The sequence below is a fragment of the Neoroseomonas marina genome, assembly GCF_012927745.1.
GTDB classification, from domain to species: domain Bacteria; phylum Pseudomonadota; class Alphaproteobacteria; order Acetobacterales; family Acetobacteraceae; genus Neoroseomonas; species Neoroseomonas marina.
In genome coordinates this window covers 519,135-544,733 of sequence record NZ_JABBKX010000001.1, presented here as the reverse complement: position 1 = coordinate 544,733, position 25,599 = coordinate 519,135, and the positions used below count along the sequence as shown (strand labels likewise).

Annotated in this window: 23 protein-coding genes; 12 read left to right on the top strand and 11 right to left on the bottom strand. The window is 72.1% G+C overall.

Translation table 11 applies throughout. The features are described from left to right. Nucleotides 1–39: 39 nt before the first annotated feature. Entirely contained in the window at nt 40–687 is a 648-nt protein-coding gene (locus tag GWK16_RS02610) for a polysaccharide deacetylase family protein (protein WP_170052401.1), read from the bottom strand. A 5-nt stretch (nt 688–692) separates the two neighbouring features. After that, nucleotides 693–2,111 (bottom strand): amidase family protein, encoded by a 1,419-nt coding sequence (locus tag GWK16_RS02605; protein ID WP_170052400.1) that lies wholly within the window; start codon nt 2,109–2,111, stop codon nt 693–695. 109 nt (nt 2,112–2,220) lie between these two features. Between GWK16_RS02605 and GWK16_RS02600 the strand changes: the two genes are divergently transcribed. Beyond that, a complete protein-coding gene (locus GWK16_RS02600; protein ID WP_170052399.1) occupies nt 2,221–3,165 on the top strand; it encodes an alpha/beta hydrolase in 945 nt (314 codons plus the stop codon). An 11-nt stretch (nt 3,166–3,176) separates the two neighbouring features. Further along, nucleotides 3,177–4,118 (top strand): AEC family transporter, encoded by a 942-nt coding sequence (locus GWK16_RS02595; protein WP_170052398.1) that lies wholly within the window; start codon nt 3,177–3,179, stop codon nt 4,116–4,118. On the opposite strand, the gene GWK16_RS02590 is transcribed toward GWK16_RS02595, so the two are convergent. Together GWK16_RS02590 and GWK16_RS02585 are read right to left on the bottom strand one after the other, a co-directional pair. Then, a complete protein-coding gene (locus tag GWK16_RS02590; protein ID WP_170052397.1) occupies nt 4,119–5,609 on the bottom strand; it encodes a M81 family metallopeptidase in 1,491 nt (496 codons plus the stop codon). A 4-nt stretch (nt 5,610–5,613) separates the two neighbouring features. Beyond that, nucleotides 5,614–6,855, bottom strand: coding sequence for an NAD(P)/FAD-dependent oxidoreductase (locus tag GWK16_RS02585; RefSeq protein WP_170052396.1), 1,242 nt, complete (start codon nt 6,853–6,855; stop codon nt 5,614–5,616). A 135-nt stretch (nt 6,856–6,990) separates the two neighbouring features. Here GWK16_RS02585 and GWK16_RS02580 point away from each other — a divergent pair, with 135 nt between their 5' ends. Continuing rightward, on the top strand, nt 6,991–7,518 hold the full coding sequence (locus tag GWK16_RS02580; RefSeq protein ID WP_170052395.1) for a thiamine pyrophosphate-binding protein: 528 nt from the start codon (nt 6,991–6,993) through the stop codon (nt 7,516–7,518). Then, nucleotides 7,515–8,117 (top strand): thiamine pyrophosphate-dependent enzyme, encoded by a 603-nt coding sequence (locus GWK16_RS02575; protein WP_338144379.1) that lies wholly within the window; start codon nt 7,515–7,517, stop codon nt 8,115–8,117. The genes GWK16_RS02580 and GWK16_RS02575 overlap by 4 nt, the downstream gene beginning before the upstream one ends. A 90-nt stretch (nt 8,118–8,207) precedes the next feature. On the opposite strand, the gene GWK16_RS02570 is transcribed toward GWK16_RS02575, so the two are convergent. Beyond that, nucleotides 8,208–8,492, bottom strand: coding sequence for a hypothetical protein (locus GWK16_RS02570; protein ID WP_170052394.1), 285 nt, complete (start codon nt 8,490–8,492; stop codon nt 8,208–8,210). Nucleotides 8,493–8,531: 39 nt separating this feature from the next. After that, nucleotides 8,532–9,605, bottom strand: coding sequence for an LLM class flavin-dependent oxidoreductase (locus GWK16_RS02565; protein ID WP_170052393.1), 1,074 nt, complete (start codon nt 9,603–9,605; stop codon nt 8,532–8,534). 131 nt (nt 9,606–9,736) lie between these two features. Between GWK16_RS02565 and GWK16_RS02560 the strand changes: the two genes are divergently transcribed. The 4 genes from GWK16_RS02560 (at nt 9,737) to GWK16_RS02545 (ending at nt 13,948) form a co-directional block, all read left to right on the top strand. Next, a complete protein-coding gene (locus GWK16_RS02560) occupies nt 9,737–10,600 on the top strand; it encodes a thioesterase family protein (RefSeq protein WP_170052392.1) in 864 nt (287 codons plus the stop codon). A gap of 79 nt (nt 10,601–10,679) precedes the next feature. Further along, the gene (locus tag GWK16_RS02555; RefSeq protein ID WP_170052391.1) at nt 10,680–11,660 is read left to right on the top strand and encodes a Bug family tripartite tricarboxylate transporter substrate binding protein; all 981 of its coding nucleotides are present in this window, start codon (nt 10,680–10,682) and stop codon (nt 11,658–11,660) included. Nucleotides 11,661–11,726: 66 nt separating this feature from the next. Continuing rightward, a complete protein-coding gene (locus tag GWK16_RS02550; RefSeq protein ID WP_170052390.1) occupies nt 11,727–13,061 on the top strand; it encodes an LLM class flavin-dependent oxidoreductase in 1,335 nt (444 codons plus the stop codon). Between the two features lie 56 nt (nt 13,062–13,117). Further along, nucleotides 13,118–13,948 carry an NADPH-dependent oxidoreductase gene (locus GWK16_RS02545; protein WP_248291079.1) on the top strand — a complete coding sequence of 277 codons (831 nt, stop codon included), beginning with the start codon at nt 13,118–13,120 and terminating at the stop codon, nt 13,946–13,948. Between the two features lie 46 nt (nt 13,949–13,994). On the opposite strand, the gene GWK16_RS02540 is transcribed toward GWK16_RS02545, so the two are convergent. Both GWK16_RS02540 and GWK16_RS02535 read right to left on the bottom strand, forming a co-directional pair. Next, entirely contained in the window at nt 13,995–14,942 is a 948-nt protein-coding gene (locus tag GWK16_RS02540) for a UDP-glucuronic acid decarboxylase family protein (RefSeq protein ID WP_170052389.1), read from the bottom strand. Between the two features lie 135 nt (nt 14,943–15,077). Beyond that, complete coding sequence (locus tag GWK16_RS02535; protein WP_170052388.1) at nt 15,078–17,516, bottom strand: sensor histidine kinase; 2,439 nt, start codon at nt 17,514–17,516, stop codon at nt 15,078–15,080. 166 nt (nt 17,517–17,682) lie between these two features. Here GWK16_RS02535 and GWK16_RS02530 point away from each other — a divergent pair, with 166 nt between their 5' ends. Together GWK16_RS02530 and GWK16_RS02525 are read left to right on the top strand one after the other, a co-directional pair. Then, nucleotides 17,683–18,183: a hypothetical protein gene (locus GWK16_RS02530; RefSeq protein ID WP_170052387.1), complete on the top strand. Its 501-nt coding sequence runs from the start codon at nt 17,683–17,685 to the stop codon at nt 18,181–18,183. A 63-nt stretch (nt 18,184–18,246) separates the two neighbouring features. Next, the gene (locus GWK16_RS02525) at nt 18,247–19,803 is read left to right on the top strand and encodes an acyl-CoA carboxylase subunit beta (protein ID WP_170052386.1); all 1,557 of its coding nucleotides are present in this window, start codon (nt 18,247–18,249) and stop codon (nt 19,801–19,803) included. A 9-nt stretch (nt 19,804–19,812) separates the two neighbouring features. Here GWK16_RS02525 and GWK16_RS02520 read toward each other — a convergent pair whose 3' ends face one another. From GWK16_RS02520 to GWK16_RS02510, 3 genes are read right to left on the bottom strand one after another with little or no spacing between them, the layout of a single operon-like run. Beyond that, the gene (locus GWK16_RS02520; protein ID WP_170052385.1) at nt 19,813–20,778 is read right to left on the bottom strand and encodes a Bug family tripartite tricarboxylate transporter substrate binding protein; all 966 of its coding nucleotides are present in this window, start codon (nt 20,776–20,778) and stop codon (nt 19,813–19,815) included. A 32-nt stretch (nt 20,779–20,810) separates the two neighbouring features. Further along, nucleotides 20,811–21,695, bottom strand: a complete 885-nt coding sequence (locus GWK16_RS02515; protein WP_170052384.1) for a sugar ABC transporter substrate-binding protein — start codon at nt 21,693–21,695, stop codon at nt 20,811–20,813. Between the two features lie 10 nt (nt 21,696–21,705). Beyond that, nucleotides 21,706–22,668 carry a Bug family tripartite tricarboxylate transporter substrate binding protein gene (locus GWK16_RS02510; RefSeq protein WP_170052383.1) on the bottom strand — a complete coding sequence of 321 codons (963 nt, stop codon included), beginning with the start codon at nt 22,666–22,668 and terminating at the stop codon, nt 21,706–21,708. A 287-nt stretch (nt 22,669–22,955) separates the two neighbouring features. Here GWK16_RS02510 and GWK16_RS02505 point away from each other — a divergent pair, with 287 nt between their 5' ends. Both GWK16_RS02505 and GWK16_RS02500 read left to right on the top strand, forming a co-directional pair. Further along, nucleotides 22,956–23,855: a hypothetical protein gene (locus GWK16_RS02505; protein ID WP_170051936.1), complete on the top strand. Its 900-nt coding sequence runs from the start codon at nt 22,956–22,958 to the stop codon at nt 23,853–23,855. 106 nt (nt 23,856–23,961) lie between these two features. Then, complete coding sequence (locus GWK16_RS02500; protein ID WP_170052382.1) at nt 23,962–25,590, top strand: ShlB/FhaC/HecB family hemolysin secretion/activation protein; 1,629 nt, start codon at nt 23,962–23,964, stop codon at nt 25,588–25,590. Nucleotides 25,591–25,599: the final 9 nt, after the last annotated feature.

The window sequence follows — 25,599 nt, the reverse complement described above, 5'->3', positions numbered from 1 at the left end:
GTCCGGTGCTGGGGGCCTCCGAGCCGTCGGGCGGTCCGCTCAGCCAGTCGTCACATAGGCATCGAGCCCTGCCGCCGCGACGCCCCGGTGCATCGCGATGCAGTGTTCGGGGATGTCCTGGCGAAACGTCGCGCCGGCATCGGCCAATCGCCCGAGAAAGGCGTCGAGGTGCCGCATCCCCCCGTTCGGGATGTCATGCAGCACCAGCAGCGGGCGATCCTGCCCCAGGCATTCCGCCATGCCGCGCTTGGGCCAGTCCTCCGGGTCCTCCCAGTCATGCGCCAGCGCCGACCAGGTGACGACCGTTGCGCCGGAGGCGGCGAGATGGTCGCGCGCCTCGACGCTCAGCAGGTGCGGGCCGAGCCGCCCGCCGCCGCCGACCGGGCGGAACAGCCGGTCGGGGTGGCCGAGGGCGCCGATCAGCGCCTCGGTCCGCCCGATCTCGGCGTCCGCATGGCCCGGGTCCGCGCGGCGGCCGAGCGGCCCGCCATGGGTGAAGGTGTGGTTGCCGATCCAGTGGCCCTCGGCATGGGCCTGCTCTGCCAGGCGCCGCCGCGCCGGGTCCGCGAGCCATTTGCCGAGGACGAAGAAGGTGGCGCGCAGCCCGCGCCGGCGCAGCACCTCGAGTACGATCGGCGTCGCCTCGGGGTCGGGGCCGTTGTCGAAGCTGAGCGTGACGGTCGGCATCGCCGTCACCCGCGCGGGTCGATCGGCGTCGGCATGGGGCAGGCGGCCTCGATCACCTCCGCCGCGTCGAGGATGAGGTCCTCCCGCCAGCGCGCCGCCATGAGCTGCACGCCCATCGGCAGCCCCTCCGCGAGGCCGGTCGGGACCGAGACGCCCGGCAGGCCGAGCAGCGGCGCGGCGAGCATGGGCAGTTGCGCCCGGAAGACGCTGTCGAAGGCCTGCTGGCCCGCCACGTCGAGGCCCTGCGGGAAGGGCGGCTCGCTCGAGACCGGCAGAAGCAGGATCGTATGGGTCTTTAGGAACTGCGCCCATTGCCGCTGGCGCGTGGTGCGGCGGGCCGCGACCGCGGTCCAGGCCGTGAGGTCGAGCTGCGGCGCGCGCGCCATCATGGCGTCGAAGGTTTCCCGTGCGCCGCCGTCGGCCACCTTCATGAAGGCGTCGCGGAGGTGGATGCGGCCCTCGGTGCGGCTCAACGCCTCCCAATCCGCGGCGGTGCCGGGGAAGTCGGGCGGCGAGGCTTCTTCGACCGCGTAGCCCGCGGCGGCCAGGATGCGGCCGGCGCGCCGCACCGCCTCGGCCACCGCGGGGTGCACGCCGGTCCCGGCCGGGTCGACGCAGAGCGCGACGCGGATCGGCCGCGGCGGCGGCGGCCCGTCGAGCGGCGCGGGCATCCACCAGGGGTCGCGGATATCGCCCTCGGCCATCACGGACAGCGCCAGGCGCAGGTCGCGCACCGAGCGCGCCAGCGGTCCCTGTGTCGACATCAGCTGCGCCGAGATCGGCCGTTCGCCGGTCATGGTCGGGTTGTAGGCGGGGATGCGACCGAAGGAGGGGCGGATGCCCGCGACGCCGCAGGCATAGGCCGGGTAGCGGACGGAACCGCCGAGGTCGTTGCCATGCGCGATCGGCCCGATCCCCGCCGCGACGGCCGAGGCCGCGCCGCCCGAGGATCCGCCCGGCGTATGGCCCGCATGCCACGGATTCAGCGTGCGGCCATGCAGCTCGTTCTCGGTGAACCAGCGCATGGACAGCGCGGGCGTGTTGGTGCGCCCGAACAGGATGGCGCCGGCGTGGCGGAGGTTGCCGACGACGGCGCTGTCCTCCGCCGCCACCAGGTCGCGCAGGCCGACGCAGCCATTGCTGGTGGCGCAGCCCGTCTGGTCGACATTGATCTTGGTGCTGACCGGCACGCCGTGCAGCGGGCCGATTGCCTCCCCGCGCGCGAGCGCCGCGTCGGCGGCATCGGCGGCGGCGCGGGCCTCGGCATCGAGCACCTGCACCACGGCGTTCAGCGCCGGGTTCACCGCCGCGCAGCGAGCCAGCACCGACTCCGTCGCCTCCCGCGCCGAGATGGCCTTGAGGCGGATGGCCCGGGCCATGTCGACGGCGTCCCAGCGCCAGGGTTCGGGCGGAAGATGCTGCATCGCTGTGTCCCGTCGGTTGTCCTGGCGGCGAGCATAGGGTCACCCGCCCGCGCGTTGACAGGGGCGCCCCGGCACGGTCCGCTGGCCGGCCTCCGAGGAAGGACCCAAGATGCCGCTCGATCCCGGTGCCCAGCGCGTTCTCGACCTGATCCGCGAGGTCGGACGGCCGCCCCTGCACACGCTGAGCCCCATCGAGGCGCGCGCGGCGTCGTCGGCGTCCCGCACCGTGCTGCAGCCCGACCCGCAGGAGGTCGCGGAGGTCGCGAACCTGACCTGCCCCGGTCCGGCCGGCCCGATCGCGCTGCGGCGCTACCGTGGCCTCGGTGCGGCGGCGGGGCCGTTGCCCTGCCTGCTGTATCTGCATGGCGGCGGCTGGGTGATCGGCGATCTCGAGAGTCACGATCAGCTCTGCCGCGCGCTCGCGAACTACACCCAGGCGATGGTGATCGCCGTCGACTACCGGCTGGCGCCCGAGGCGATCTTCCCCGCCGCGGTGGACGACGCCGCCGCGGCGCTGCGCTTCGTGGTGGCGGAAGCAGCGTCGCTCGGCATCGATCCGGCGCGCATCGCGGTGGGTGGTGACAGCGCGGGCGGCAACCTTGCCGCGGTGCTGGCGCTGATGGGGCGCGACGGGACGCTGCCGGCGCCGGGCTTCCAGCTGCTGCTCTATCCGGCGACAGACATGGCGGGGAACACGCCGGCCTATGAGCGCTTCCTCGAGGGCTATCCGCTGACGACGGCCACGATGCGCTGGTTCATCGACCACTACATCCCCGACCACGCCGAGCGCATCGACTGGCGGGCCTCGCCGCTGCGCGCCGCCTCGCTGGCCGGCACGGCGCCGGCCTTCGTCATGACCTGTGGCCATGATCCGCTGGTCGATGAGGGCATCGCCTATGCGCGGCGGCTCGACCAGGAAGGGGTCAGCGTCACGCACCTGCACGTCGCGGACCAGATGCACGCCTACCTGACGATGGGGCGCTTCATCCCGGCCTCGGACCTGACGCTGCGCCAGGCGGCCGCCGCGCTGCGGGTGCATTGGGGGATCGGCTAGGCGCGCGCCGCGTGCTGCATTTCCTCGCGCTCTGCCTGCCGATCTTCGCGGTGGTGGCGATCGGCTACGGCGCGTCGCGACGACGGATGGTCTCGGCGGAGATGGTCGATTCCATCGGCCTTTTCGCCTTCTACGTCGCGCTGCCGGCGATGCTGTTCCGGCTGATGGCCGCGCAGCCGCTCGCCGAGAGTTTCGAGGGCGTCTACTTCGCCGGATATCTCGCGTCCTGCCTGGTCGTCTTCGGCGGCACCATGCTGGTCGCGATGGCGCTGGGGCGACGACGACCCTATGCGGCCGCGCTCGGCGCCGCGGCGGCGATGGGCAATGTCGGCTACCTCGCGCCGCCGCTGCTGCTGCCGATCCTCGGGCCGCGCGTCGCCGGGCCGGTCGCCATGGCGATCGTCGCCGAGGTCGCGGTCATCATCGCCATCGGCAGCGTGCTGATGACGCGCGCCGAGGCGGGGCAGGGGCTCTCGACATTGCTCGCGCGCGTCGCGGGGCTCGCGCGCAATCCGGTGATCCTGTCGGTCTTCGCCGGCGCGGCCATGGCAGCGACGAGCCTGCCCGTCCCGGACGCGATCGACCGCTTCCTGGCCTTCCTCGGCGGCGCGGCGGGGCCGACGGCGCTGTTCGCGCTGGGTGGCACGCTGGCGCGGCTGCATGTCGGGCGGAACCTGGTGGCGCTCGCGGGCGCGGTGTCGCTCACCAAGATCGCGGTCTATCCGGCGCTGGTCTGGTTGGTCCTCGGGCCGCTGCTCGGGCTCGACCGGGCCTGGGTCGCGGCCGGCGTGCTGCTCGCGGCCATGCCGACCGCGACCAACGCCTTCGTCCTGGCGCAGAGCAACGGCACCGCGGCGGACGAGGTCTCGGCCGCGGTGCTGCTGTCGACCATGCTCGCCGCCATCGCCTTTCCCGCCACCGCTTGGCTGCTGGCGCTGCCGGTTCCGCCCTGATCAGGCGAAGGGATCGGGCGGGTCGCCGTAGGGGTAGAACTTCCGCACGTCGAGGTGCTCGTAGGGCAGGGCCTCGAGCCGCACGGTGCCGAGGAAGGGTTCGTCCGGTTCCACCAGCAGGATGGTCGGCGCGAAGCCGCTGTCGTCGAAGCCGCGGCGGAAATGCACGCGCGACTTGATGGCGATGACGTCGTAGTCCGCCGCGCGCAGGCCGAGCGACCAGAGCTCCTCCGGTTCCATGATCTGCACCAGGAAGGGGCTGAGCACGACGACGTTGCCGTCCCCGAAGCGGATCGCGATCCAGGACTGCCCGGTGCCGGCCGCACGACGGGATGTCGCGTCGGCGACGAGCAGGACCTCGCCCACGATGCGCACCGGATCGCCGGCGGATGGATCGACGCGGCCGCCGATCTCGACCTCCACCGCGTCTCCGGGCTTCGCAGTTGCCAGCGCGGCGATCGCCTCCGGCGCCGCGATGGTCGCGACCAGCGTGCGCGACAGGCCCTGGGCGATGATCTCCCGCAGCAGCCAGGTGGCGTAGCCCGAGCGGTCGCTGTGGTCGGCGAGCACGACCGGCCCGCGGCCCTCGGCGACGGCCTGCTTCGCCATCGCCACGCCCTCGGCGATGCGATGCACCTTGGCGCTGGCGAGCAGATCCGCCCGCCGCCGCCAGGCCCAGCGGCCCATGTCGTCCGCGATGCGGCGCGCGAGCTCCGGCTTGCCGTTGGTGATGACCTGGAAGGTCATGCCGGCATCGGGCACGTCACTCCAGGGGAAGCCGAAATAGACATTGACGAAGACGTCCGGCTCGCGCGCTTCCCAGGTCAGCGCGCGCTGCACCAGGTCCGACCAGGGCGGGGCGCCCGTCCATTGCAGCACGGTGGGCGAGAGGATCGGCAGCTTCAGCGTGACATGCGCGGGCACGTAGTCGCCGCGGATGGCGCGCACCAGCATGCGCGCGGCGCGCGCGCCCTGCAGGTGCATGTCGTAGTGCGGGAAGTACTTCACGCTGAAGGCGAGGTCGGCGTGGCGGAGGAATTCCGCATCCTCGTTGCCATGCGGGTCGAAGGTCGCGGCGATGCGGGCCTTGGGTCCCAGCACCTCGCGCACGCGGCGCGCGATCTCGGCTTCCGGCCGCGGCACGCCGCGCACGCCCATCGCACCGTGCAGCGCGAGGTAGGCGCCGTCGAAGGGGCCTTGCGCCATGAGGTCCGCGATCTGCTGGCCGAGGAACCGCTCGAAGGCTTCGTTGGTGATCCAGCCCGACCCCGTGCCGGTCTTCGGCCAGAGCGGGGATTCGATGCCGACCAGTTCGACCCTGTCGAATTCGCGCGCGACCTGCACGAAGCCGCCCATGTAGCCCTTGGGATCGGTGGCGAGCAGCGCCTCGCCCGCCGCGGGCGAGCCGGGGTAGCGGAAATCCTCCTCCGCCGTGTCGAAGGGCAGGAAGGTGACGGTCTCGTGCGCGAATTGCAGGACGGCGATGCGCATGGGTTCAGAACCGATCGGCGCGATAGGGTTCGGGGTCGATGAAGGGTGTCTCTCCGTCCATCATCTCCGCGATCAGCCGGCCGGTGGTCGGGCCGAGCGTGAAGCCCTGATGCGCGTGGCCGAAGGCGCACCACAGGCCCTGCTGCCCCGGGAACTTTCCGATGATGGGCAGCATGTCGGCGGTGCAGGGGCGCACGCCCATCCAGGGCTCGCGTTCCACCGGTTCGCCCAGCGGCAGCAGGGTGCGCGCGACCGGTTCCGCGCGGGCCAACTGCACCGGCGTCGGCGGCTCGTCCACGCCGGCGAACTCGGCGCCCGTGGTCAGCCGGACCCCGGCGCGCATCGGGGCGAGGAGGAAGGCGCTTTCGGTATCCAGGATCGGGCGGTTCAGCACCGCATTGCCCTGCATGTGGAAATGCCGGTGGTAGCCACGCTTGCCGAAGGTCGCCGGCGCATAGCCGAGCGGCTTCGTCACCTTGTCCGCGAAGGCGCCGAGGGCGATCACCGCCTGCTCGGCCTCCGCCGGACCGTCGGCGGTCTGCACCTGCCAGCCGGCGCCGCTGCGCACGAGGCTCGCCGCGTCGCCGGTCACGAAGCGCCCCCCTTCCTCGAGGAACAGCCGCGCATAGGCCATCACCAGCCCGTGCGGATCGCTGACCGAGACCGGGTCCGTCCAATGGATCGCGCCGTGCCGCGTCTTGAGCAGGTGCGGCTCGGCGGCCGCGAGCGCCTGGCTGTCCAGCACCTTGAAGTTCACGCCATGGGTGCGGTGGCCTTCCTCGGCCTTCGCCACCGCCGCGGCGAGGGTCTTCTCGTCCGAGAACATGCGGATCCAGCCAATCGGGCGCAGCAGCGGCATGGCGTCCGTGCCGCGCGCGAAGGCGTAATGCTCGTCGAGGCAGGTCTCGATCAGCTTCGCATAGGCCTCGGCGATCTTCGCGTAGCGGTGGGGTTCGGAATTCCACCAGTAGCGCAGCAGCGGGGTCGTCAGCGCCGGCAGCGCGTTCCAGTGGTAGTAGGCGTCGATCGACTTGTTCCGCGCGATGCGCAGGATCTCGGAGGTGTCGCGCGGGAAGGGGTGGGGGTGCACCGCTTCGCGCTGGATCAGCCCGCCATTGCCGAAGGATGCGCCCTCGCCGGGCTGCTGCCGATCGACGAGGAGGACGTCGTGGCCGCGGCGGCGCAGGTGCAACGCCACCGAAACGCCAACCATTCCGGCGCCGAGGACGATGACCGTCTTGGGCATGTGGGAGGGATCCTTCAGATGAAGGCCGCAGTTTGGGTGCGTCCGGCGCGGTCGATCAAGGTGCCGCGGTGCCTTGGCGGCCATGCGCGTCGGTGCGATACCGGACGACACGAAAAGCCACTGAGGAAGCCTCCCATGACCAGCGCCGAGGACGCGCCAGTGACCTGGCACGCCATCCTGCGCCAGGCGCTCAAGGACAATGATGTCCGCCTGGTGACCTATGTTCCCGACAACGTGCTGCGCCCGTTGCTCGACGGCATCCATGCCGATCCCTTCTTCACCGCCTTCCCCTGCGCGCGCGAGGAAGAGGCCGTCGGCATCGTGACCGGCGCGACCATGGCCGGGATGCGCGGCGTGGTGATGATGCAGACCTCGGGCTTCGCGACGCTGCCGAACGCGCTGGCTTCGCTGCCGGTCGCCTTCCAGGTGCCGGTGCTGATGGTGGTCAGCGAGCGCGGCACGATGGGCGAGTTCAACCCGGGCCAGGCCATCGTCTGCCGCACCATGCGGCCGATCCTCGATTCCATGGGCATCGAGCACCACACCATGACGCGGCTGGACGAGGCGGCCTTCATGGCCGACCGCACCATCCGCCAGGCCTTCGCCACGCGCTGGCCGGCCTGCCTCATCATCTCCCCGCTGCTGAGCGGAGGCCGCAAGTGACCGACACGACGGACAACCTGCATGTGATGAACCGCGCGGCGCTGACCAAGCGCCTGGTCGCGGGGCTGAAGAACCGCGAGGCGGTGATCGGCGGCATCGGCAATTCCAACTGGGACCTCTGGGGCGCCGACAAGACCCGGGGCGAGAATTTCTACATGCTGGGCAGCATGGGCCTCGCCGCGCCGATCGCGATGGGCGTGGCGCTGGCGCAGCCGAAGCGGCGCGTCTTCGCGCTCGAAGGCGACGGGTCGCTGCTCATGCAGTTGGGCTGCCTGTCGACCATCGCCGCGCAGGCGGTGAAGAACCTTTGCGTCGTGGTCTGGGACAACGGCATCTACCAGATCACCGGCGGGCAGGGCACGCCGGCCGCGGCCGCGCGGACGGACATCGTCGCCATCGCGCGCGCCTCGGGCATCGCCAACGCCGCCTGGGCGGCTGATGAGGCGGAGTTCGACGCGCTGGTCGCGAAGGCGCTGACGACGGACGGCCCGCACGTGATCGGCGTGAAGATCGACCAGGAGCCCGGCCGGAACCAGACCGACCGCGATCCCATCCGGTTCCGCGAATCCTTCATGCGGGCGATGGCCCTGCCCGTCTGACGGATTGGAGGGGCGCCGCCCCTCCAAGCCTCCCCGCCAGGGGGCGGCGGCCCCCTGGACCGCGGTAACCGGGCGCCGGTTCCGGAAGGGTCAGATCATCTGGCCGCGCAGGAAGCCCAGCGCGGGCAGCGGTTGCCACTTGCGCGGCAGGTCCGCCCGGCGAATCGGGGTCACGGAATAGTTCGGGATGGGCTGCTTCGCGCGCACCAGCCAATCGGCATAGGCCTTCACCTGCTGGTCCCGCCAGGCGCGGTCGTCCAGCGCCTGGGTACGGGACCGGAAGACCTCTGCGATGCGGCTCTTGCGCCCTACCGTCGCCACGACGGCCCAGAGCGTGTCGTCATCCCCGCCACGGACGTTGACCAGGATCCCCACGCCGCAAGCCTCTCAAATCCCGCCCCGGGGGGTCAAGCGTCAGGCGGCGGCAGGCGCCAGGCCGATGCGGTCCAGCGCGCCGACCTCCCGTTCCAGCAGGGGCTTCACCTGCCGTTGCCAGGCCTCGATCGACCGCATGCCGGTGGCGGGGTCCATGTCCCCCACCTGGACCTGCAGCAGGTAATGGCAGGGGGCGGCGGCGCGGATCTCGGCGGCCATGCGTGCGGCGACGGTCGCGGCATCGCCGACCATCATGTGGGCGCCCATCTCCTCGAGGCTCGGTTCGCCCTCCCAGGTCTTTTCGATGATCATCCCGCCGTCCATCTCCTGCTCCCTGCGGCGCAGGCTCTGCGACAGGCGAATCTGCCAGCGCGTGTTCTCGAGGAAGCGTTGCGCCTCATCCTTGTCGTCGGTGACGCAGAAGGGGCGCATGGCGCCGAAGCGCAGCGTTTCGCCGGTCTTGCCGGCGCTGCGGCGGATCCCCTCGAAGCGTGCGCGGGCCGCGGCGAGCATCGCCGGCGTGAAATGCCGCGGCGTCACCATCACCACGCAGTCGCGCTGCGCGGCGTAGCGGTGCAGGTCGGGATTGTCGCCGGCGACCCAGACCTCCGGCATGCCGCGCACCGGGCGAGGGGCGATATGCGCAGCGGGCATGCCGTAATGCGTGCCCGAATGGGCGAAGGTCTCGGCCGCGAAGGCCTTCTCCATCATCTCCATCGCCTCGAGCAGCCGGGGCGTCGATTCCGCGAGGTCCTGGCCGAAGCGCTCGAATTCGTAGGGCTGGTAGCCGCTGCCGATGCCGAGCACGAGCCGCCCATGCGTCAGCGAATCCACCATCCCTATCTCCGCGATCAGCCGCGACGGATGATACAGCGGCACGATCACCACGCCCGAGGCGAGGCGGATGCGCGAGGTCTCGCCGGCCAGCCGCGCGACCATCATCAACGGGGATGGGCAGACGCAGTAGTTGGAGAAATGGTGCTCGGCGAACCAGGCGATGGAGAAGCCGGCCTGCTCGGCGGCCTTCACCTGCGCGACCGTGACATCGTAGATGTCGGCGGTCGACCTGCCGCGCGTGCGGTAGCCCATGAGGTTGAACAGGCCGACATCCATGGACGCGTTCCCTCGTTTCCTGCGTTGTCGCGCATGGTCCCGCGAAGCACGGGAGCCGGCAAGGGCGGGTGGCTTGCCCGCGCAGGCTGGCCGCGCTGATCTGCCGGACGAACCAGGGGGGAGAGACGCGCGTGATCGTGATCGGCCGGGGCAGCGTGCAGCAGGACGAATGCGACGTGATGGGGCACATGAACGTGCGCCACTACGTCGCGCGCGTGACGGATGCCCTGGCCTGGCTGCTGCTCGAAGGCGGCCTGCCGCCGTCGCGCGCCGGCTTCGCCGTGCAGGACCAGCACATCCGCTTCCTGCGCGAGATGTCGCCGGGCACGCCCTTCACCATCCTGGGCGGCCTGGTCGCGGGGGACGGCCCGCGTGCGCGGTGCTTCGCCGAGATCCGCAACAGCGCGACCGGGGACGCCGCGGCGACCTTCGTGACCGACATCCTCTGCACTGCCGCGGTCCCGCGCTCGGCCTTCGCGCGGTTGCGGGTGGAGGTCCCGGCCCATGCCGCCCCGCGTGGCCTGCCTTTCGGCCCGGCCAGGCCGCTGCCGGACCGCGCCGCTGCGCTGGCGATGGGCCTGGCCGAGGCCTATCGCGGCGCGGTCCGCGCCGATGAATGCGACCGCGACGGCGCGATGCGGCCGGACGGCGTGATCGCCCGCGTCTGGGACGGCGTGCCGAACCTGCGCAACCGCGGCACCGGCCTCGGCGTGAAGGAGGAAGGCGTCGGCGGCGCGGCGCTGGAATACCGCCTGCTGCACCTCGCGCCGCTGCGCGCGGGACAGCTCGTGACGGTCACCAGCGGCCTGCGCGCGCTGGGGGACAAGACCTCGACCTGGACGCACCTGCTGCATGACGGCGAGACCGGCGCGCCCGTCGCGGCGGCGGAGGCGGTGGGCGTCGCCTTCGACCTCAAGGCGCGCAAGGCGATCGCCATTCCCGCGGCGCAGCGTGCTGCGCTCGAGGCGTTGCTGGTCCCCGGGCTCGGCCTGTAGCGCCGCGCTGGCGCTGCGCCGTCGCAGCCGGTATGTCCGGCGGAAACCGGCCCGCCGGGCCGCAGGGAGGATGTCCGCCATGACCTTCGCCATCGGCCGCCGCGCCACGCTCGGCCTGATCGCCGCCGGCGCCGCCGTTCCGGCCGCCCGCGCCCAGACCGTACCGCGCCCGGCCCGCGTCATCGTCGGCTTTCCGCCGGGGGGATCGTCGGACGTGGTCGCGCGGCTCTATGCGGAGCGCCTGCGCGGCCTCTACGCCCCGACCCTGGTGGTGGACGGGCGCGTCGGCGCCGCCGGGCGCATCGCCGTCGAGTTCGTGAAGGGCGCCGACCCCGATGGCCTGACCTACCTGCAGACGCCCGCCTCGATGCTGACGCTGCAGCCGCACGTCTTCCCGCGCGAGGTCCGCTACGACGCGCTGACCGACCTGATCCCGGTCTCGACCGTCTGCTCCTACCCCTTCGCCTTCGCCGTGCCGAAGGACCATCCGGCGCAGACCCTGCCGGCGTGGATCGACTGGGCCAAGGCGCAGCGGGCGGAACTGCCCTGGGCCTCGCCGGCGGCAGGCTCGGCGCCGCACTTCATCGGCATCATGCTGGCGAAGAAGGCGGGGCTGAACATGACCCACGTGCCCTTCCGCGGCGCGGCGCCGGCGGTGCAGGACCTGATCGCGGGGCGGCTCACCTGCTTCATCGGCGTGCTCGGCGACGTCTCGCCGCACCAGGGGCAGGGGCTGCGGCTGCTCGCCGTCTCCTCGCCGGCGCGCAACCCGCGCTTCCCGGAGGTGCCGACCTTCGCGGAACTCGGCCATCCGGACCTCAACAAGGACGAGTGGTTCGGCGCGCTGCTGCCGGCCAACACGCCGGCGCCGATCGTCGAAGGCCTGCACCGCGCGATCCGCGCCGCGGCCGCGACGCCCGAGATGATCGCGGCGCTCGATCGGCTCGAATACATGCCCACCACCTCGGACAGCCCCGCCGCCTTCGCTGCGCGTATTCGGCAGGAGCGTGAGGATTGGGGGGCGGTTGTGCGCGAGAGCGGATTCCGGCCGGAGAACTGACGCGGAAGATCGGGGGGAGAAGGGAACTTCTCCCCCCGAACCCCCCTCAACCTTCTTTGGATCCAGATGCGCGAGATACGGCTCAACGCCTTCGACATGGCCTGCATCGGCCACATCCAGCAGGGGATGTGGACCCATCCGCGGGACCATTCGCTCGACTACCTCTCGCTCGATCATTGGACCGGGCTTGCAAAGCTGCTCGAGCGCGGGCTGTTCGACGGGCTGTTCCTCGCCGACGTCCTTGGCGTCTACGACGTGCATGGCGGCAGCCAGGACGCGGCGATCCGCCACGCGGTGCAGGTGCCGCTGCTCGACCCGATGCTGCTGGTGCCTGCGATGGCGGCGGTGACGCAGCATCTCGGCTTCGGCGTGACGGTGAACCTCGCCTGGGAACCCCCGGCGCTGCTGGCGCGGCGCTTCTCGACGCTCGACCACCTCACGCGCGGGCGGATCGGGTGGAACATCGTCACGGGCTATCTCGACAGCGCGGCCCGCGCGATGGGCCTCGACCGGCAGATGGCCCATGACGACCGCTACGACATGGCGGACGAGTTCATGGAGGTCGCCTACCGGCTCTGGGAGGAATCCTGGGCGGCGAACGCCGTGAAGCGCGACCGCGCGACGGGCACCTACGCCGATCCCGCGCGCGTCGCGCGCATCCGGCACGAAGGCCGGCAATACCGCCTCGACGCGCCGCACCTGGTCGAGCCCTCGCCCCAGCGCACGCCGGTGCTCTACCAGGCCGGCGCCTCGGATCGCGGGCGCGCCTTCGCCGCACGGCACGCCGAATGCGTCTTCATCAACGGTGGACCGAAGCCGCATGTCGCGGGGCTGGTGAAGGACCTTCGGGCACGCGCCGGCACGCGGCCGATCCGCGCCTTCATGGGTGCGACGCTGATCCTGGGACGCACCGCGAAGGAAGCGCAGGACAAGCTCGAGGACTATCGCCGCCACCGCAATGTGGAAGCGGCGCTGGTGCACGCCTCGGCCTCGCTCGGCTTCGACCTCGCGGCCTACGGGATGGATGACGAACTGCCGGGTACCTCCGAAGCGATCCGGTCGAATGTCGAGGCCCTGCGCGCCGCGGCACCCCGCGCGACCAAGCGGGCGCTGATCGACCGCCTGGTCCTCGGCAGCCGCCAGCCGCCCATCGTCGGCAGCGTGGACGAGGTCGCGGAGGCGCTGATCGCCTGGACCGACGAGGCCGACATCGACGGCTTCAACCTCTCCCGCACCATCGTTCCCGAATGCCTCGAGGACGTGGTCGAGCTGCTGGTGCCTGCGCTGCAGGAGCGTGGGCGCTACAAGCGTGCCTACGCCCCCGGTACCTACCGCGAGAAGCTCTTCGGCGCCGGCCCGCGCCTCGCCGCCCCGCATCCGGCCGCCGCCGTCGCCCGCTGACTTGCCGGCAGGCGGCTCCGCGCTACCTTCTGGCAAACCCCAGGGGATTCCTCGATATGGACGGACACCAGATGCCCGCCGCGGCTGCGGCGCTCGCCCTGCGCTACGGCGTCGGCGCCGAGCCCAAGGCCGGGCCATGGAGCGACACCATCGCGCTCATGCTCTCCCACCGGTCGGTGCGCGGCTACAAGCCGGATGCGCCGCCGCCGGGTACGCTGGAGACGCTCGTCGCCGCCGCCCAGTCCGCCGCGACCTCGTCGAACCTGCAGACCTGGTCGGTCGTGGCGGTGGACCGGCCGGAGACGCGCGCCGAGCTTGCCGTCATCGCCGGCAACCAGAAGCACATCGAGCAGTGCCCGATCTTCCTGGTCTTCCTCGCCGACGTGTCGCGCAACGGGCGGCTGGCGGCGCAGGAGGGGACCGAGCTCGCGGGCATGCCCTACCTGGAATCCTTCCTGGTCGCGGCGATCGACGCGGCGCTCGCGGCGCAGAATGCGGTCGTGGCGGCGGAAAGCCTCGACCTGTCGACGGTCTATATCGGCGCCCTGCGCAACGACGTGACGCGGGTCGCCGGGCTGCTCGGCCTGCCGCCGGGCGCCACGCCGGTCTTCGGCCTGTGCGTCGGCTACGCGGCGCCGGGCCGCGAGGGCGAGGTGAAGCCGCGCCTGCCCCAGGCCGCGATCCTGCACCGCGAGACCTACGACGCCGACGACCAGGGCCACCGCGCCGCCTACGACCCGCGCATGGCGGAATTCTCCCGCCGCAACGAGATGGCCGGCGACACCTGGACCAGGCGCGTGATCGCGCGGCTCGGGACGATGAAGGCGCTGAACGGGCGCGACCGGCTGAAGGAGAAGCTGATCGCGCTGGGCTTCCCGCTGAAGTAGCCGCTACGGGGGCGCAGCTCGACGCTGCGGCCCCGCCCCGCGGCGATCAGCGCCGGATCACGCCGTCGAAATAGGCCACGGTCCGGCGCAGCCCTTCCTCGAGCGGCACCTTGGGCTCCCAGCTGAGCAGCCGCTTGGCCAGCCCGATATCGGGGCAGCGCCGCGTCGGGTCGTCCTGCGGCAGCGGCCGCTGCTCGAGCCGCGCGCCCTCGCCGCACAACGCGATCACGCGGTCGGCGAGCTCGCGCACCGTGATCTCGTGCGGGTTGCCGAGGTTCACCGGTCCCGTCACCTCGTCCGGCGTGTCCATCAGCCGCATCAGGCCTTCGACCAGGTCGTCCACGAAGCAGAAGGAACGCGTCTGCGTGCCTTCGCCATAGATGGTGATCGGCTTGCCCGACAGCGCCTGGACGATGAAGTTCGACACCACGCGCCCGTCATTCGGGTGCATGCGCGGGCCATAGGTGTTGAAGATGCGCGCCACCTTGATGCGCACGCCGTGCTGGCGCTTGTAGTCGAAGAACAGCGTCTCGGCGCAGCGCTTGCCTTCGTCGTAGCAGGCGCGGGGGCCGAGCGGGTTCACGCTGCCGCGGTAATCCTCGGTCTGCGGATGCACCTCGGGGTCGCCATAGACCTCGGAGGTCGAGGCCTGCAGCACCTTCGCCTTCACGCGCTTCGCCAGGCCCAGCATGTTCAGCGCGCCGCTGATGCTGGTCTTGGTCGTCTGCACCGGGTCGAACTGGTAGTGCACCGGGGAGGCCGGGCAGGCCAGGTTGTAGATCTCGTCGACCTCCACATAGAGCGGGAAGGTCACGTCGTGGCGCATCGCCTCGAACTGCGGGTGCTGCAGCAGGTGCGCGATGTTGTCCCGCGTCCCGGTGAAATAGTTGTCGACGCAGAGCACCTGGTGCCCTTGTGCGAGCAACCGTTCGCAGAGATGGGACCCGATGAAGCCGGCCCCGCCCGTCACCAGCACACGCTTGCGAGACAACATGCCGCCGCACTCTCCCTGATCGTCGAAACCCCGCGCCGCGGCGGGTGTCGCAGATGGCGCACCCCACCCCGGGGACGGCCGACCCGCTCCGAGGCGCTCTTCTGATGCAGTCGCGTCGCCGGGACAAGCGGCCGATCAGGCGGGTGTCGCCTTCTCCAGCGCGGGCAGGCCGGTCCGGAACCGCATCACCACCCGCAGGCCATCCTCGGGGAAGGTGAGGGCGACGTCCGCCCCCGGCCCAAGGTCGTGCATGAGGCCGCGCTCGAGCAGCCGCATGCCGAAGCCGCGCCGGTCCGCGGAGGGCGGGATCACCGGCGGCCCCCCTGTCTCATGCCATTCGAAATGGGCGACGCCGTTCTCGTCGCGCGACCAGGTGACATCGACCTCGCCGCCCGGCCGGGACAGGGCGCCGTGCTTCACGGCGTTGGTGGCGAGTTCGTGGAGGGCAAGGATCAGGGCCTGGGCCTGGCCCGGATCGACCTGGATGCGGCCCGAACCCCTGACGCGGATCTGCCGCCCTGCCTCGGTCCACGGCGCCAGGCCCGCGGAGACGACCCGCGCGAAGTCGACGCGGTCCCAGCCATGGGCCGCCAGGAGATCATGGCTGCGGGTCAGCGCCTGGAGCCGGCCGACGAATTCCCGACCGAAGGCGCCGCTGTTCGACGAGCCCCGCCGGACGGATTGGGCGGCGATGGACTGCACCGTGGCCAGGGTGTTCTTGACCCGGTGGTTCAGCTCGGTGACCAGGAGTTCCCGCGACCGTTCCGCCCGGACCCGGTCGGTGACGTCCTGCAGGACCGCGGACACGCCTGTCACCGCGCCTTGGGCGTCCTTCACCGGATGGCATGAGGCGAGCCAGTGCCGCAGGTTCTGCACCGCGCCCGGCGCCTGCCCGGTGCAGGTGACGTCGAGCACCGGCCGGCCGGTGGCGAGTACATCCTTCTGCGCGGCTTCGAGCGGTCCGGCGAGACCCTCGGGCATCACCTCGTGCGGGGCGCGTCCGACATGGGTTTCGGGGGGAAGCCCGCTGATGGCGGCGAAGCGCGCATTGACGTTCACGAAGCGCAGCGAGGCATCGACCAGCGCCAGCCCCACCGGAACCGTGTCGTAGACCGCGCGCAACTCCGCGACGGTCTGGCGGACCTGCGCTTCGTTTACGCGGTGCGCCGCGGCGGCGCCGCGCGATTCCGTCACGTCGTGGATGGCGCCGGCCCATTCGATCAGCGTGCCGTCCTCGTCGCTGATCGGCACGCCGGTCGCCCGGACCCAGCGCCAATCCCCGTCGTCGCTGGCGTTCCGAACCCGGAATTCGACGCCGATGGCGCCGCGTGCGACCAGGGCGCGGCCCCATTCGGCCAGCGTCGGCGCGCGATCGTCCGGATGGACCATCTCGATCCAGCCGTCGCCGCGGAAGGCGGGCGCCTTCTGGCCGGTGAGGCCGGCCCAGCCGGCCGCCTCGGTCCAGCCGCCGGCGACGTCGGCGCGCCAGAGGACCAGCGCGCCCGCCTCGGCCAGGGCGCGCAGCCGGCGTTCGCGCTGTTCCGCGGCCTGCTGGGCGGCGGCCAGGGCCGCGCCGAGGTCGGCCAGTTCCGCCGGCGCCGCGATCGCGGGCGGCGGGGGCGCCGCGGCATCGCCGCGCAGCATCTCGGCAACCGCGGCCGCGTGCCGCGTCAGCTCATGGATCGGATCGACCATGACGCGGCGTGTCCGCAGGACGGCAAAGGCGGCCATCAGCAGCGACACCGCCACCGCGCCGAGAACGACCGGGAGGAGGCGCCTCAAGGGGAGCTCGGCAGCGGTGGTGGGCTGCCAGGCGACGGCCCGCCATTCGGCCGCCTCGGACAGATAGGCGACCGCCACGCGGACCGCGGCCCCCCGCCCGGTATGGCTGGTCCGCACCTCCCCCTGGGGCATCACGGAGACGATGCGCCAATCGGGCAGGTCCTCCGGGCCGCCGCCGCGCTCGACGATGCCGCGGCCGCGGCTGTCCAGCAGGGCCACCAGCCCGCCGGGCGAGACCGGGAGCAGCCGGTCGGGATCGAGCGGCGTGCTGAGCACGGCTTCCGTCCGCCCGTCCCGCAACAGCGGAACCAGGAGCATCGGCGGGATGGCGGTGTTGCCGGGGCCGGCGAGGACATCGCTCACCCGGGCGCGGCCGGTCTCGATCGCCCACAGCCCGGCCGCGACGGCGGGTGTCGATGCCAAGGGCGTGCCGAAGGGCTGCGTCGTGTCGACCATCATGCCGAGGCCACGATCCAGCAGCCCGACCGGGGCATCGAGGGCGGCCGCCACGCGGCGCGCCGCGGCGTCCGTCGCTTCCAGGGCCCCGAGGCTCCGTTCCCCGTCGAGCGCGCTGCCGAAGGCCTGCAAGGCGAAGCGCCGGGACTGGATCTCGGCATCCGCCATGCCCGCGGCCGCCCGGGCCGCGGCATTCAGCCGCAGCGCGGCTTCCTCTTCGACCCAATCGCGCAGGAACACGCCGACCAGCGCCCCACCCAGCAGGAGAGGCACGAGCCCGGCAAGCGCAACAATGCGAAGGCGCCCCGCGAGGCCGGGGCGAACGGAACCCTGCATGCCGGTATCGTTTTCGATGCCCGAGGCACCCCTCGCAATGGTCGCGGCGACTCGCAAAACCAAGTGTTCCCAGGATCGGGCAAGCTTGTCGGGCTTGCAAGTTTCGCCGCGTTGGGGCCTTCCTCACGATGCTGGCAGAACTGTGAGCGAGGGCGCGGAGTCGCAGATGATTCGACATCGGCAGGGCTTGGTCTGTGCCGCGTTCATCCTGCTGGCTGCCTGCGCCGCGGAACCCCCGGCGGAGGAACCGCTGCCGCTGCCGCCGCCACCGCCCCCGCCGCGCCCCCCATTGGTCCGCCCCACCACGCCGGGCCCCGCCCTGCCGGAGACGGACGCGCTGCCCGGATCGCCCGGCAGCAGGGCCCCCGAAAGCGGCACCGAGGCTCCGGCCCCGGCGGAGGCGATGCCCGCGGCGCCGGCCTGGCGCGTGGCGCGGGACGGTGTCCTCGGCTGCGCCGATCCGTCCTCGCTGCGCCTGTTGCGCCAAGGCGCCGACGGAAATCCCCGGGTCCTCGCCGAGACGCGGGCCGCCGGTGGGTGCCGGACCACCTTCCGCGTGAATTCCTGGACCGTCGAGGCACAGGATGGCGGGCTGGTGCGCATGCGCCTGGTCAACGGCCCGCCCCTGACGCTGTGGTTTGCGCGCGAGGACGTCGTCGCGCCCTGACCCCGTCTTGCCGCACCTGGGACGCGGCGTGACACTGCACGGAGGGAAGGGAACTCCGTGCGGATGAATTGGGAAGCCGAACTGCAGGAATTGCGCCGGCGCGAGGCGATGGCTCGCGAGATGGGCGGGCCGGACAAGGTGAAGCGCCAGCACGATGGCGGCCGCCTGACGGTGCGCGAGCGCGTCGAGGCGCTGGTCGACAAGGGCTCCTTCCACGAGGTCGGCGCCATCGCGGGACGTGCCGAGTACACCGCGAAGGGCGACCTCAAGGACTTCACGCCGTCCAACTGCGTCATGGGGCGCGCGCTGGTCGATGGCCGGCCGGTCGTCGTGGTCGGCGACGACTTCACTGTCCGCGGCGGCAGCGCGGATGCGACCATCCGTGAGAAGCCGATCATGGCGGAGCGCATGGCGGCCGAGCTCCGCCTGCCGATCGTCCGGCTGATCGAGGGATCGGGTGGCGGCGGTTCGGTCAAGACGATCGAGACGACGGGGCGCGCCAACCTGCCGGGCGGCGTCGGCGGCACGCAGCTCTACCAGCAGACCACGGCGAACATGGGCATCGTGCCGGTGGTGACGCTCGGGCTCGGTTCGGTCGCGGGGCTCGGCGCGGCGCGGCTCGCGGCGGCGCATTACTCGGTGATGACGAAGTCCTCCGCGATGTTCGTCGCCGGGCCGCCGGTGGTGGCGCGGCTGGGCGAGAAGCTCGACAAGCGCGACCTCGGCGGCTGGCAGATCCAGTGCAAGGCGGGCGCCGTCGACGACGCGGTGGACACCGAGGAGGAAGCCTTCGCGCTGGCGCGGCGCTTCCTCTCCTACATGCCCTCCTCGGTCTTCGAACTGCCGGCCGCGACGCGCAACCGCGACGACGTGGCGCGGCGCGACGAGAAGCTGATCTCCGCCATCCCGCGCGACCCGCGCCAGGCCTACAAGATGCGGCCGATCATCGAGACGCTGGTCGACAAGGGATCCTTCTTCGAGATGGGGAAGTGGTTCGGGCGGCCGGTGATCACGGGCCTCGCGCGGCTCGACGGTCGGGTGGTCGCGGTGCTGGCCTCGGACCCGATCTTCCAGGGCGGGTCATGGACCGCGGATGCCTGTTCCAAGATCATCCGCTTCGTCGACCTCGCCGAGACCTTCCACCTGCCGGTCGTCTACCTGATGGACTGCCCGGGCTTCGCGGTGGGGCTCGAGGCCGAGAAGACTGCGACGATCCGCTGGGGCGTGCGGGCGATGGCGGCGGTGAACCAGTGCCGCCAGCCCTGGTGCACCATCATCGTGCGCAACGCCTTCGGCGTGGCGGGCGTGGTGCACCAGCCGGCGGGTCGGTATTCAATCCGCTACGCCTGGCCCTCGGCGCGGTGGGGCTCGCTGCCGCTCGAAGGCGGCGTGGAGGCGGCCTATGCCGCCGAGGTCGCGGCCGCTGAGGACAAGGATGCCAAGGTCGCCGAAATCGAGGAGCGGTTGCAGAAGCTCCGCTCCCCCTTCCGCACGGCCGAGGCCTTCTGGGTCGAGGAGATCATCGACCCGCGCGACAGCCGGAAGCTGCTCTGCGAGTTCGCGCGCCTCGCGGATCCGCTGCGTGCGCCGGGCACGGCCGCCTTCACCATGCGGCCGTGAGGGCGGCGCCTATTCGGGCGTGATCCCCGCGGCCTGGACGACCTGGCGCCATTGCGCAACCTCGCTGCGCAGCCGCGCGGCGAGCGGGTCGGGGCCGCTCAGGACCAGCAGCGATCCGCGTTCGGCCATGCGACGCGACAACTCGCTGTCGGGCGCTGCGAGCGGGCCGAGTTCCGCGTTGATCCGCCGGATCGCCTCCGGCGCCGTCTGTTTCGCCGCGAACAGGCCGAACCAGAAGGGCACGGCGTAGCCCTGGATGGTCTCCCCGATCGCGGGGACCTCCGGCAGCAGCGGTGCGCGCGTCGCCGTCGTCACGCCGATGGGGCGGATCGTCCCGGCGCGGATGTGCTCGAGCGCGAGCGACAGATCCCCGACGAAGGTGTCGATCTCGCCCGCCAGCAGCGCCGTCATGATCAGCCCCGCGCCGCGATAGGGCACGTGCAGCAGGTCGACGCCGGCCTTCTGCATCAGGAAGGCGCTGGCGAGATGCGTGGCCGAGCCGATGCCCGAGCTGCCGACCGAGACGCGCCCGGGATTCTCCTTCGCGCGGGCGAGGTAGGCCGCGAGGTCCGCCGGCCCGTTGGCGCGCACGCAATAGACCAGCGGCGCCTCGGTCACGATCGTCACCGGCAGCAGGTCGGTGAAGGGATCGAAGCCGAGGTCGCGCTTCAGCGCCGGCAGCGTCGCGACGGAATTGGAGGTGATCAGGAAGCTGTGCCCGTCGGTCGCGGTCGCGACATGCTGCATGCCGACCTGCCCGCCCGCGCCCGCGCGGCTGTCATAGACCACCGGCTGGCCGAGCCGCGGCGTGAGGTAGTCGACGAAATAGCGCGCCGGCACGTCCTGCGGTCCGCCCGGTGCGAAGGGGCTGATCAGGCGCACGGGGCGCGTCGGCCAGGCGCTGCCCTCTGCCAGCGCTGGCGCCGCAACGGCCGTGGTCAGCGCAGCGCCCAAGGCGCGGCGGGTAATGGTCATGCAGTGTCCTCCCCGGATTTTCGTTGGTTGCGTCAGGCCGTGACCATGGCGTCCCAGTCGGGCAGCGGCCGCTCCTCGATCGGGACGAGCCAGGCGGCGTGATTGGCGCGGTCGATCACCTGCGCAGGGAGCAGGATCTCGCGCGGCACGGGGATGCCGACCAGGTGGCGCAGGGCGGCCATGGCCGCGATCGCGCCCATCTTGAAGCCATCGTAGTCCATGCTCGCGAGCAGACGCCCCCGCGCGATCTCCTTCACCGCGTCGATGGTGCCGTTGTTGCCGACGATGAGGGCGTGGCGGCCCGCCGCCTCCAGCGCATCGAGCGCGCCGAGCGCCATCAGGTCATTGGTGCAGATGACGCCGTCGATGCGCAGGTGCTGCGCGAGCAGAGCCTCCATGGCGCCGCGGCCGGGGCGGCGCAGGTAGCGCCCCGGTGCGGTGCCGACCAGTCGGATGCCCGGGGCAGCCGCGATCGCCTCGCGGAAGCCGCGGCCGCGATCGCGGCTGGTGGGCGCGGTGTCGGGTCCTTCGATCAGCACCACGTCGCCGCGCCCGCGCAGCGCGGCGATCAGCACCCCGGCGATGGTGCGGCCCATCGCCACGTCGTCCGCGCCGACGAAGGAGACGAAGTCGCCCTTCATCCGGTTGACGAAGCCGATGAAGGGGATGCCCTGGGCGATCGCGTCCGCGACCGGCGCCTCCAGCAGGCGATCGTCCGCGGGCGCGAAGATGATGGCGTCGGGCGTCTCGGCGACCACGGCGCGCAGGAGCGCGATCTGCTGCGCGGGGTCGTCCGGGATCGCGGGGAAATGCCGCGTCGCCGTCGCGCCGACGGCCGCCGCGACCTTCTCCACCCCTCGCAGGAAGGCCAGGTAGTTCGGGTTCTCGCCGTTCTTGGTGAAGGCCGCGAGACGCATCGGGATCGCCTCAGTCGCCGCGGACGCCGGCGGCGCGGATGACGTCTCCCCAGGATCGCAGATCGGCGGCGATGCGCGCATTGAAGGTGCGCGTATCCTCGAATTGCGGCGTCAGGCCGTTCGCGAGCAGGCGCTCGCGGAAGGCCGGGTTCTCGAGGGCGCGGCGTGTCGCGTCGGACCAGCGGGCTAGGCTCTCCTCGCTCATGCCCTTCGGGCCGCAGATGCCGAACCAGCCCGCCATCTGCAGGCCCGGCACGAAGGCCGAGATCGGCCGCGCCTGCGGGAACAGCGGCGATCCGGCATCGTCGCCGAGCGCGAGCAGACGCAGCTCCCCGCCCGTGATCTGGCGCATGACGTCGCCGAGGTTGGTGATCATGAAGTCCACGCGACCGCCCAGGATGTCCACCACGGCGGGCGTCGCGCCGCGATAGGGCGCATGGGCGATGTCGAGTGCCGCCCGCGACTTCAGCAACTCGACCGACAGATGCTGCGCCGACCCCACGCCGGCGGAGGCGTAGGTCAGCCCGCCCGGACGCGCCCGCGCGGCGGCGAGCAGCGCGGGCACATCCTGGTACGGCCCCCGCGCGGCGACGATCAGCGCGTAGGTGGAGAGCGCGACGTTCGCCACGCCCATCAGCTCGGTGCGCGGGTCGACGGGCAGGGCGACGCCCGGGAGGTTCGGCGTGATGGTCATGCTGCCCATCGGGCATTGCAGAACCGTCATGCCGTCGGGCGCCGCGCGGGCGACGACCTCGGCACCGATCAGGCCGTTGGCGCCCGTGCGGTTCTCGACGACCCCCCTGGCCCCCATCAGGGGCGGGACGTATTCGGCGATCAGGCGGGCCATCAGGTCGCCCGCACCGCCGGCGGCGAAGCCCGAGATGACGCGGATGGTGCGATCCTGGGCGACGGCGGGCCCCGCCAAGGGCAAGGCCAAAAGGGCCGCGGCGGCAGCCAGCATGATCCGACGCATCGCGTCCTCCCCTGTCGTTGCTCAGAGGCTAGAGCGCATTGCGGGTGGTCGGAAAGCGGCAGCGAAAGTCTCGCTCGCGCAACATCACGGATTCGTGACTGCGAGAATTGCGTTAATCGTCATCCACCTGAGGTTGCTGACGATACAGTCATGATGCGATCGTTCCGAGGCGCATTGGGGGGCCGGGACGCTCGCGGCTGCCGACCGCTTTCGCGGCGGCAAACCCAGGAAGGAGACTTCGTATGCGCAACGAAACAATTGCCGAACGGGGGCCCAGGACTGTGGGTATGCTGCGGGTGTTGCCCCTGGCTCTTTTGATTGGCGCCACCGCCGCCTGTTCGCGCGGCGGCGATTTCAGCCTGGCGGAGACGAATGTGCCGGGCGACGGCGGTTCCGCGAGTGCGGATGGCGGCAGCGGGTCCGGCACCGGCGTCGCCGGTGGGGGCGGCGGCTCCGGCGGCTCCGGTGGCGGCTCGGGCGGTGGCGGCGGCGGCAGCGGTTCGGGCGGCACGCCGGTGGTTGCCGCGGCGGGTGGGCTCGTCTCGCCGCTCGTCTCCGGTGCGCTCGTGACGACGGGCAATACGGTCGGCGTGGTCGGCGGGACGCTGCTCGGGGCCGCGACGCAGGGCGGCGCGCTGGGCACGGTCCTGCTGCCGGGCGCCGAGCTGGTGCAGGCCGTGGGCGGTGCGCTCACCAGCGGTGGCACGGCGGTCGCGCAGGACGGGCTGTCGGGCCTTCCCGTGGTCGGCAGCACGCTCGGCGTGGTGCAGGTCCGGGCCGACGCGGTCGCGGCTCCGCTCGCCCAGGTGGCTTTGGGCGGCACGACGATCGGCGGCACCGGCGGCCAGACCCCGGTCCTCGTCGGTGCCGGTGTGGGCGCGACGCAGGTTCCCGCGCCGAACGCGGTGGGCGTGGGCGTGCTGACCGGCGGCCAGGCAGCCAGCGTGACGCTGACGCCGTCGAACCTTGCGCCGGCATTGGGCGCGACGGTTGGGGCCGTGCCCGTGGCGGGCCCGGCGCTGGTCCCGACCGCGACGACGGCGGGCGCCGTGGCCGCGACGGCCCTGGCGCCGGTGGCGCCGGTCGTCAATCGCACCAGCGCGACGCTGGGCCAGGCGGTGGGCACCGTGACGACCCCGCTCGCCGGCACGACCACGGGCGTCGTTCAGGGGCTGGTCCGGCGGTGACCTCCCGGGCCGGGGCGCACGTCGCCCCGGCCTGAGGGCCGACCAGGGGGAAGAAGGTTCCGCGATGACGAGGGGTTCGACTGCCCGCCTGTCCGGCGCGGCAGCAATGTTGCTGGCTGCCCTCACCTTCGAGGCCGCGGGCCAGACCGGCCCGCGCATGATCGATACGGGCCGGCTGGACCAGCTGCCCACCGCGCCGCCCGAGGTGGCGCGGCCCGAGCCTGGCGGCGCGGCTCCCGCGCCGCTGATCGCGGCGGTGCGTCCGTTCCGCCTCTCGGAGGTCCGCGTCAGCGGCGCCGAGGCAGTGCCGCCGGGCGCCCTGGAACCGGCCTGGCGCGCGGCGATCGGCCAGGAGATCGGCGCCGCGGGCCTGCTGGCCCTCGCGCGCGCGGTGGAGGCACGTCTCGAGACGTTGGGCTTCGCGCTCCGGCAGGTCCGGGTGCCGGCGCAGGATTTCGCGGGCGGCGTCCTGCGGATCGACGTCGTGCTCGGCCATCTCGCCGAAGTGGTCTTCGAGGGCGAGGCCGCGCCCGCCGCATCGGCCTTCATCCAGGCGCAATCGCGGCGGCTGACGGCCGAACGGCCGTTGCGGCAGGACACGCTCGATCGCGCCCTTGCGCTGCTGGCCCGGGTGCCTGGCCTGACCGTTGCCACGGCGGTGGAACCGACGGCGGACCCGGCGGCGTTGCGGTTGAAGCTGAACCTGGCGTGGCAGCCGGTCGAGCTTGGCTTCGGCGTGAACAATCTCGGGGCCACGCCGCTGGGGCGCACCCAGTTCGATGTCGGCCTCGGGCTGAACGGGCTGATCGGTGGCGCGGGCGACCGGACCGACTTCATCTTCGCGATGCCGGCCGATGCGCGGCGGTTCCAGTACTACGGGATCGTCCATGCGCGGCCGCTCGGTACCGATGGCCTCACGTTGCGGCTCTCGGCCGGCTACCTCCGCACGCATGAAAGCGGCACCACGACCGAAGGCGACGCCACGACCTTCGGCATGACGCTCGCCTATCCGCTCATCCTGGGTTTGCGGCGGGATCTCTCCGTCGAAGCCAGTCTCGATGGCATCAACAGCGAAAGCGCCCTGCTCGGCTTCACCCTGTCGAACGAACGGACGCGGGCGGCGCGCGTCGGCATCTCGTACACCGAGCAGACGCCGAATGTCGGCACCACGGTGCTGCGGCTGGTGCTGAGCAGCGGGCTCGACATCTTCGGCGCGCGCGCCGGCAGCCCGACCGCCGGTGGCCCTGACTTCCTCAAGGGCGTGCTGCAGGCCTATCGCGAGCAGGAACTGCCTGGCCCCTTCGTCCTGCGGCTGGCAGGGCTCGGGCAGTTGGCGGACCGGCCGCTGCCGGCGAGCGAGGCGCTGCTCTATGGCGGGCGGCCCTTCGGGCGGGGCTTTCCGCAGGCGAGCCTGCAGGGCGACAGCGGCGCGCTCGGCGCCGCGGAACTGGCGATCCGCCTCGAGGCGCTGGAAGCAGGCGTGCTGTCGCGCCCCGAGGCCTATGGTTTCGTCGATGCGGGGCAGTTGTGGTCGCTCGACTGGCGGGAGCGAGGACTGCCCGAATACACCTCCGCCGTGTCGGCCGGCGGCGGTGTGCGGGCGACTTTCGCCTCCCGCGTGGTCGCCGATGTCTACGTCGCGCGCGGCATCGCCCACGACGCGCCGACGGTGGCGGACCAGAGCTGGAGAATCATGTTCACCCTGCGCAGCGCCGTGTTCGGGCCGCTGCGCTGAGGGTCGCTG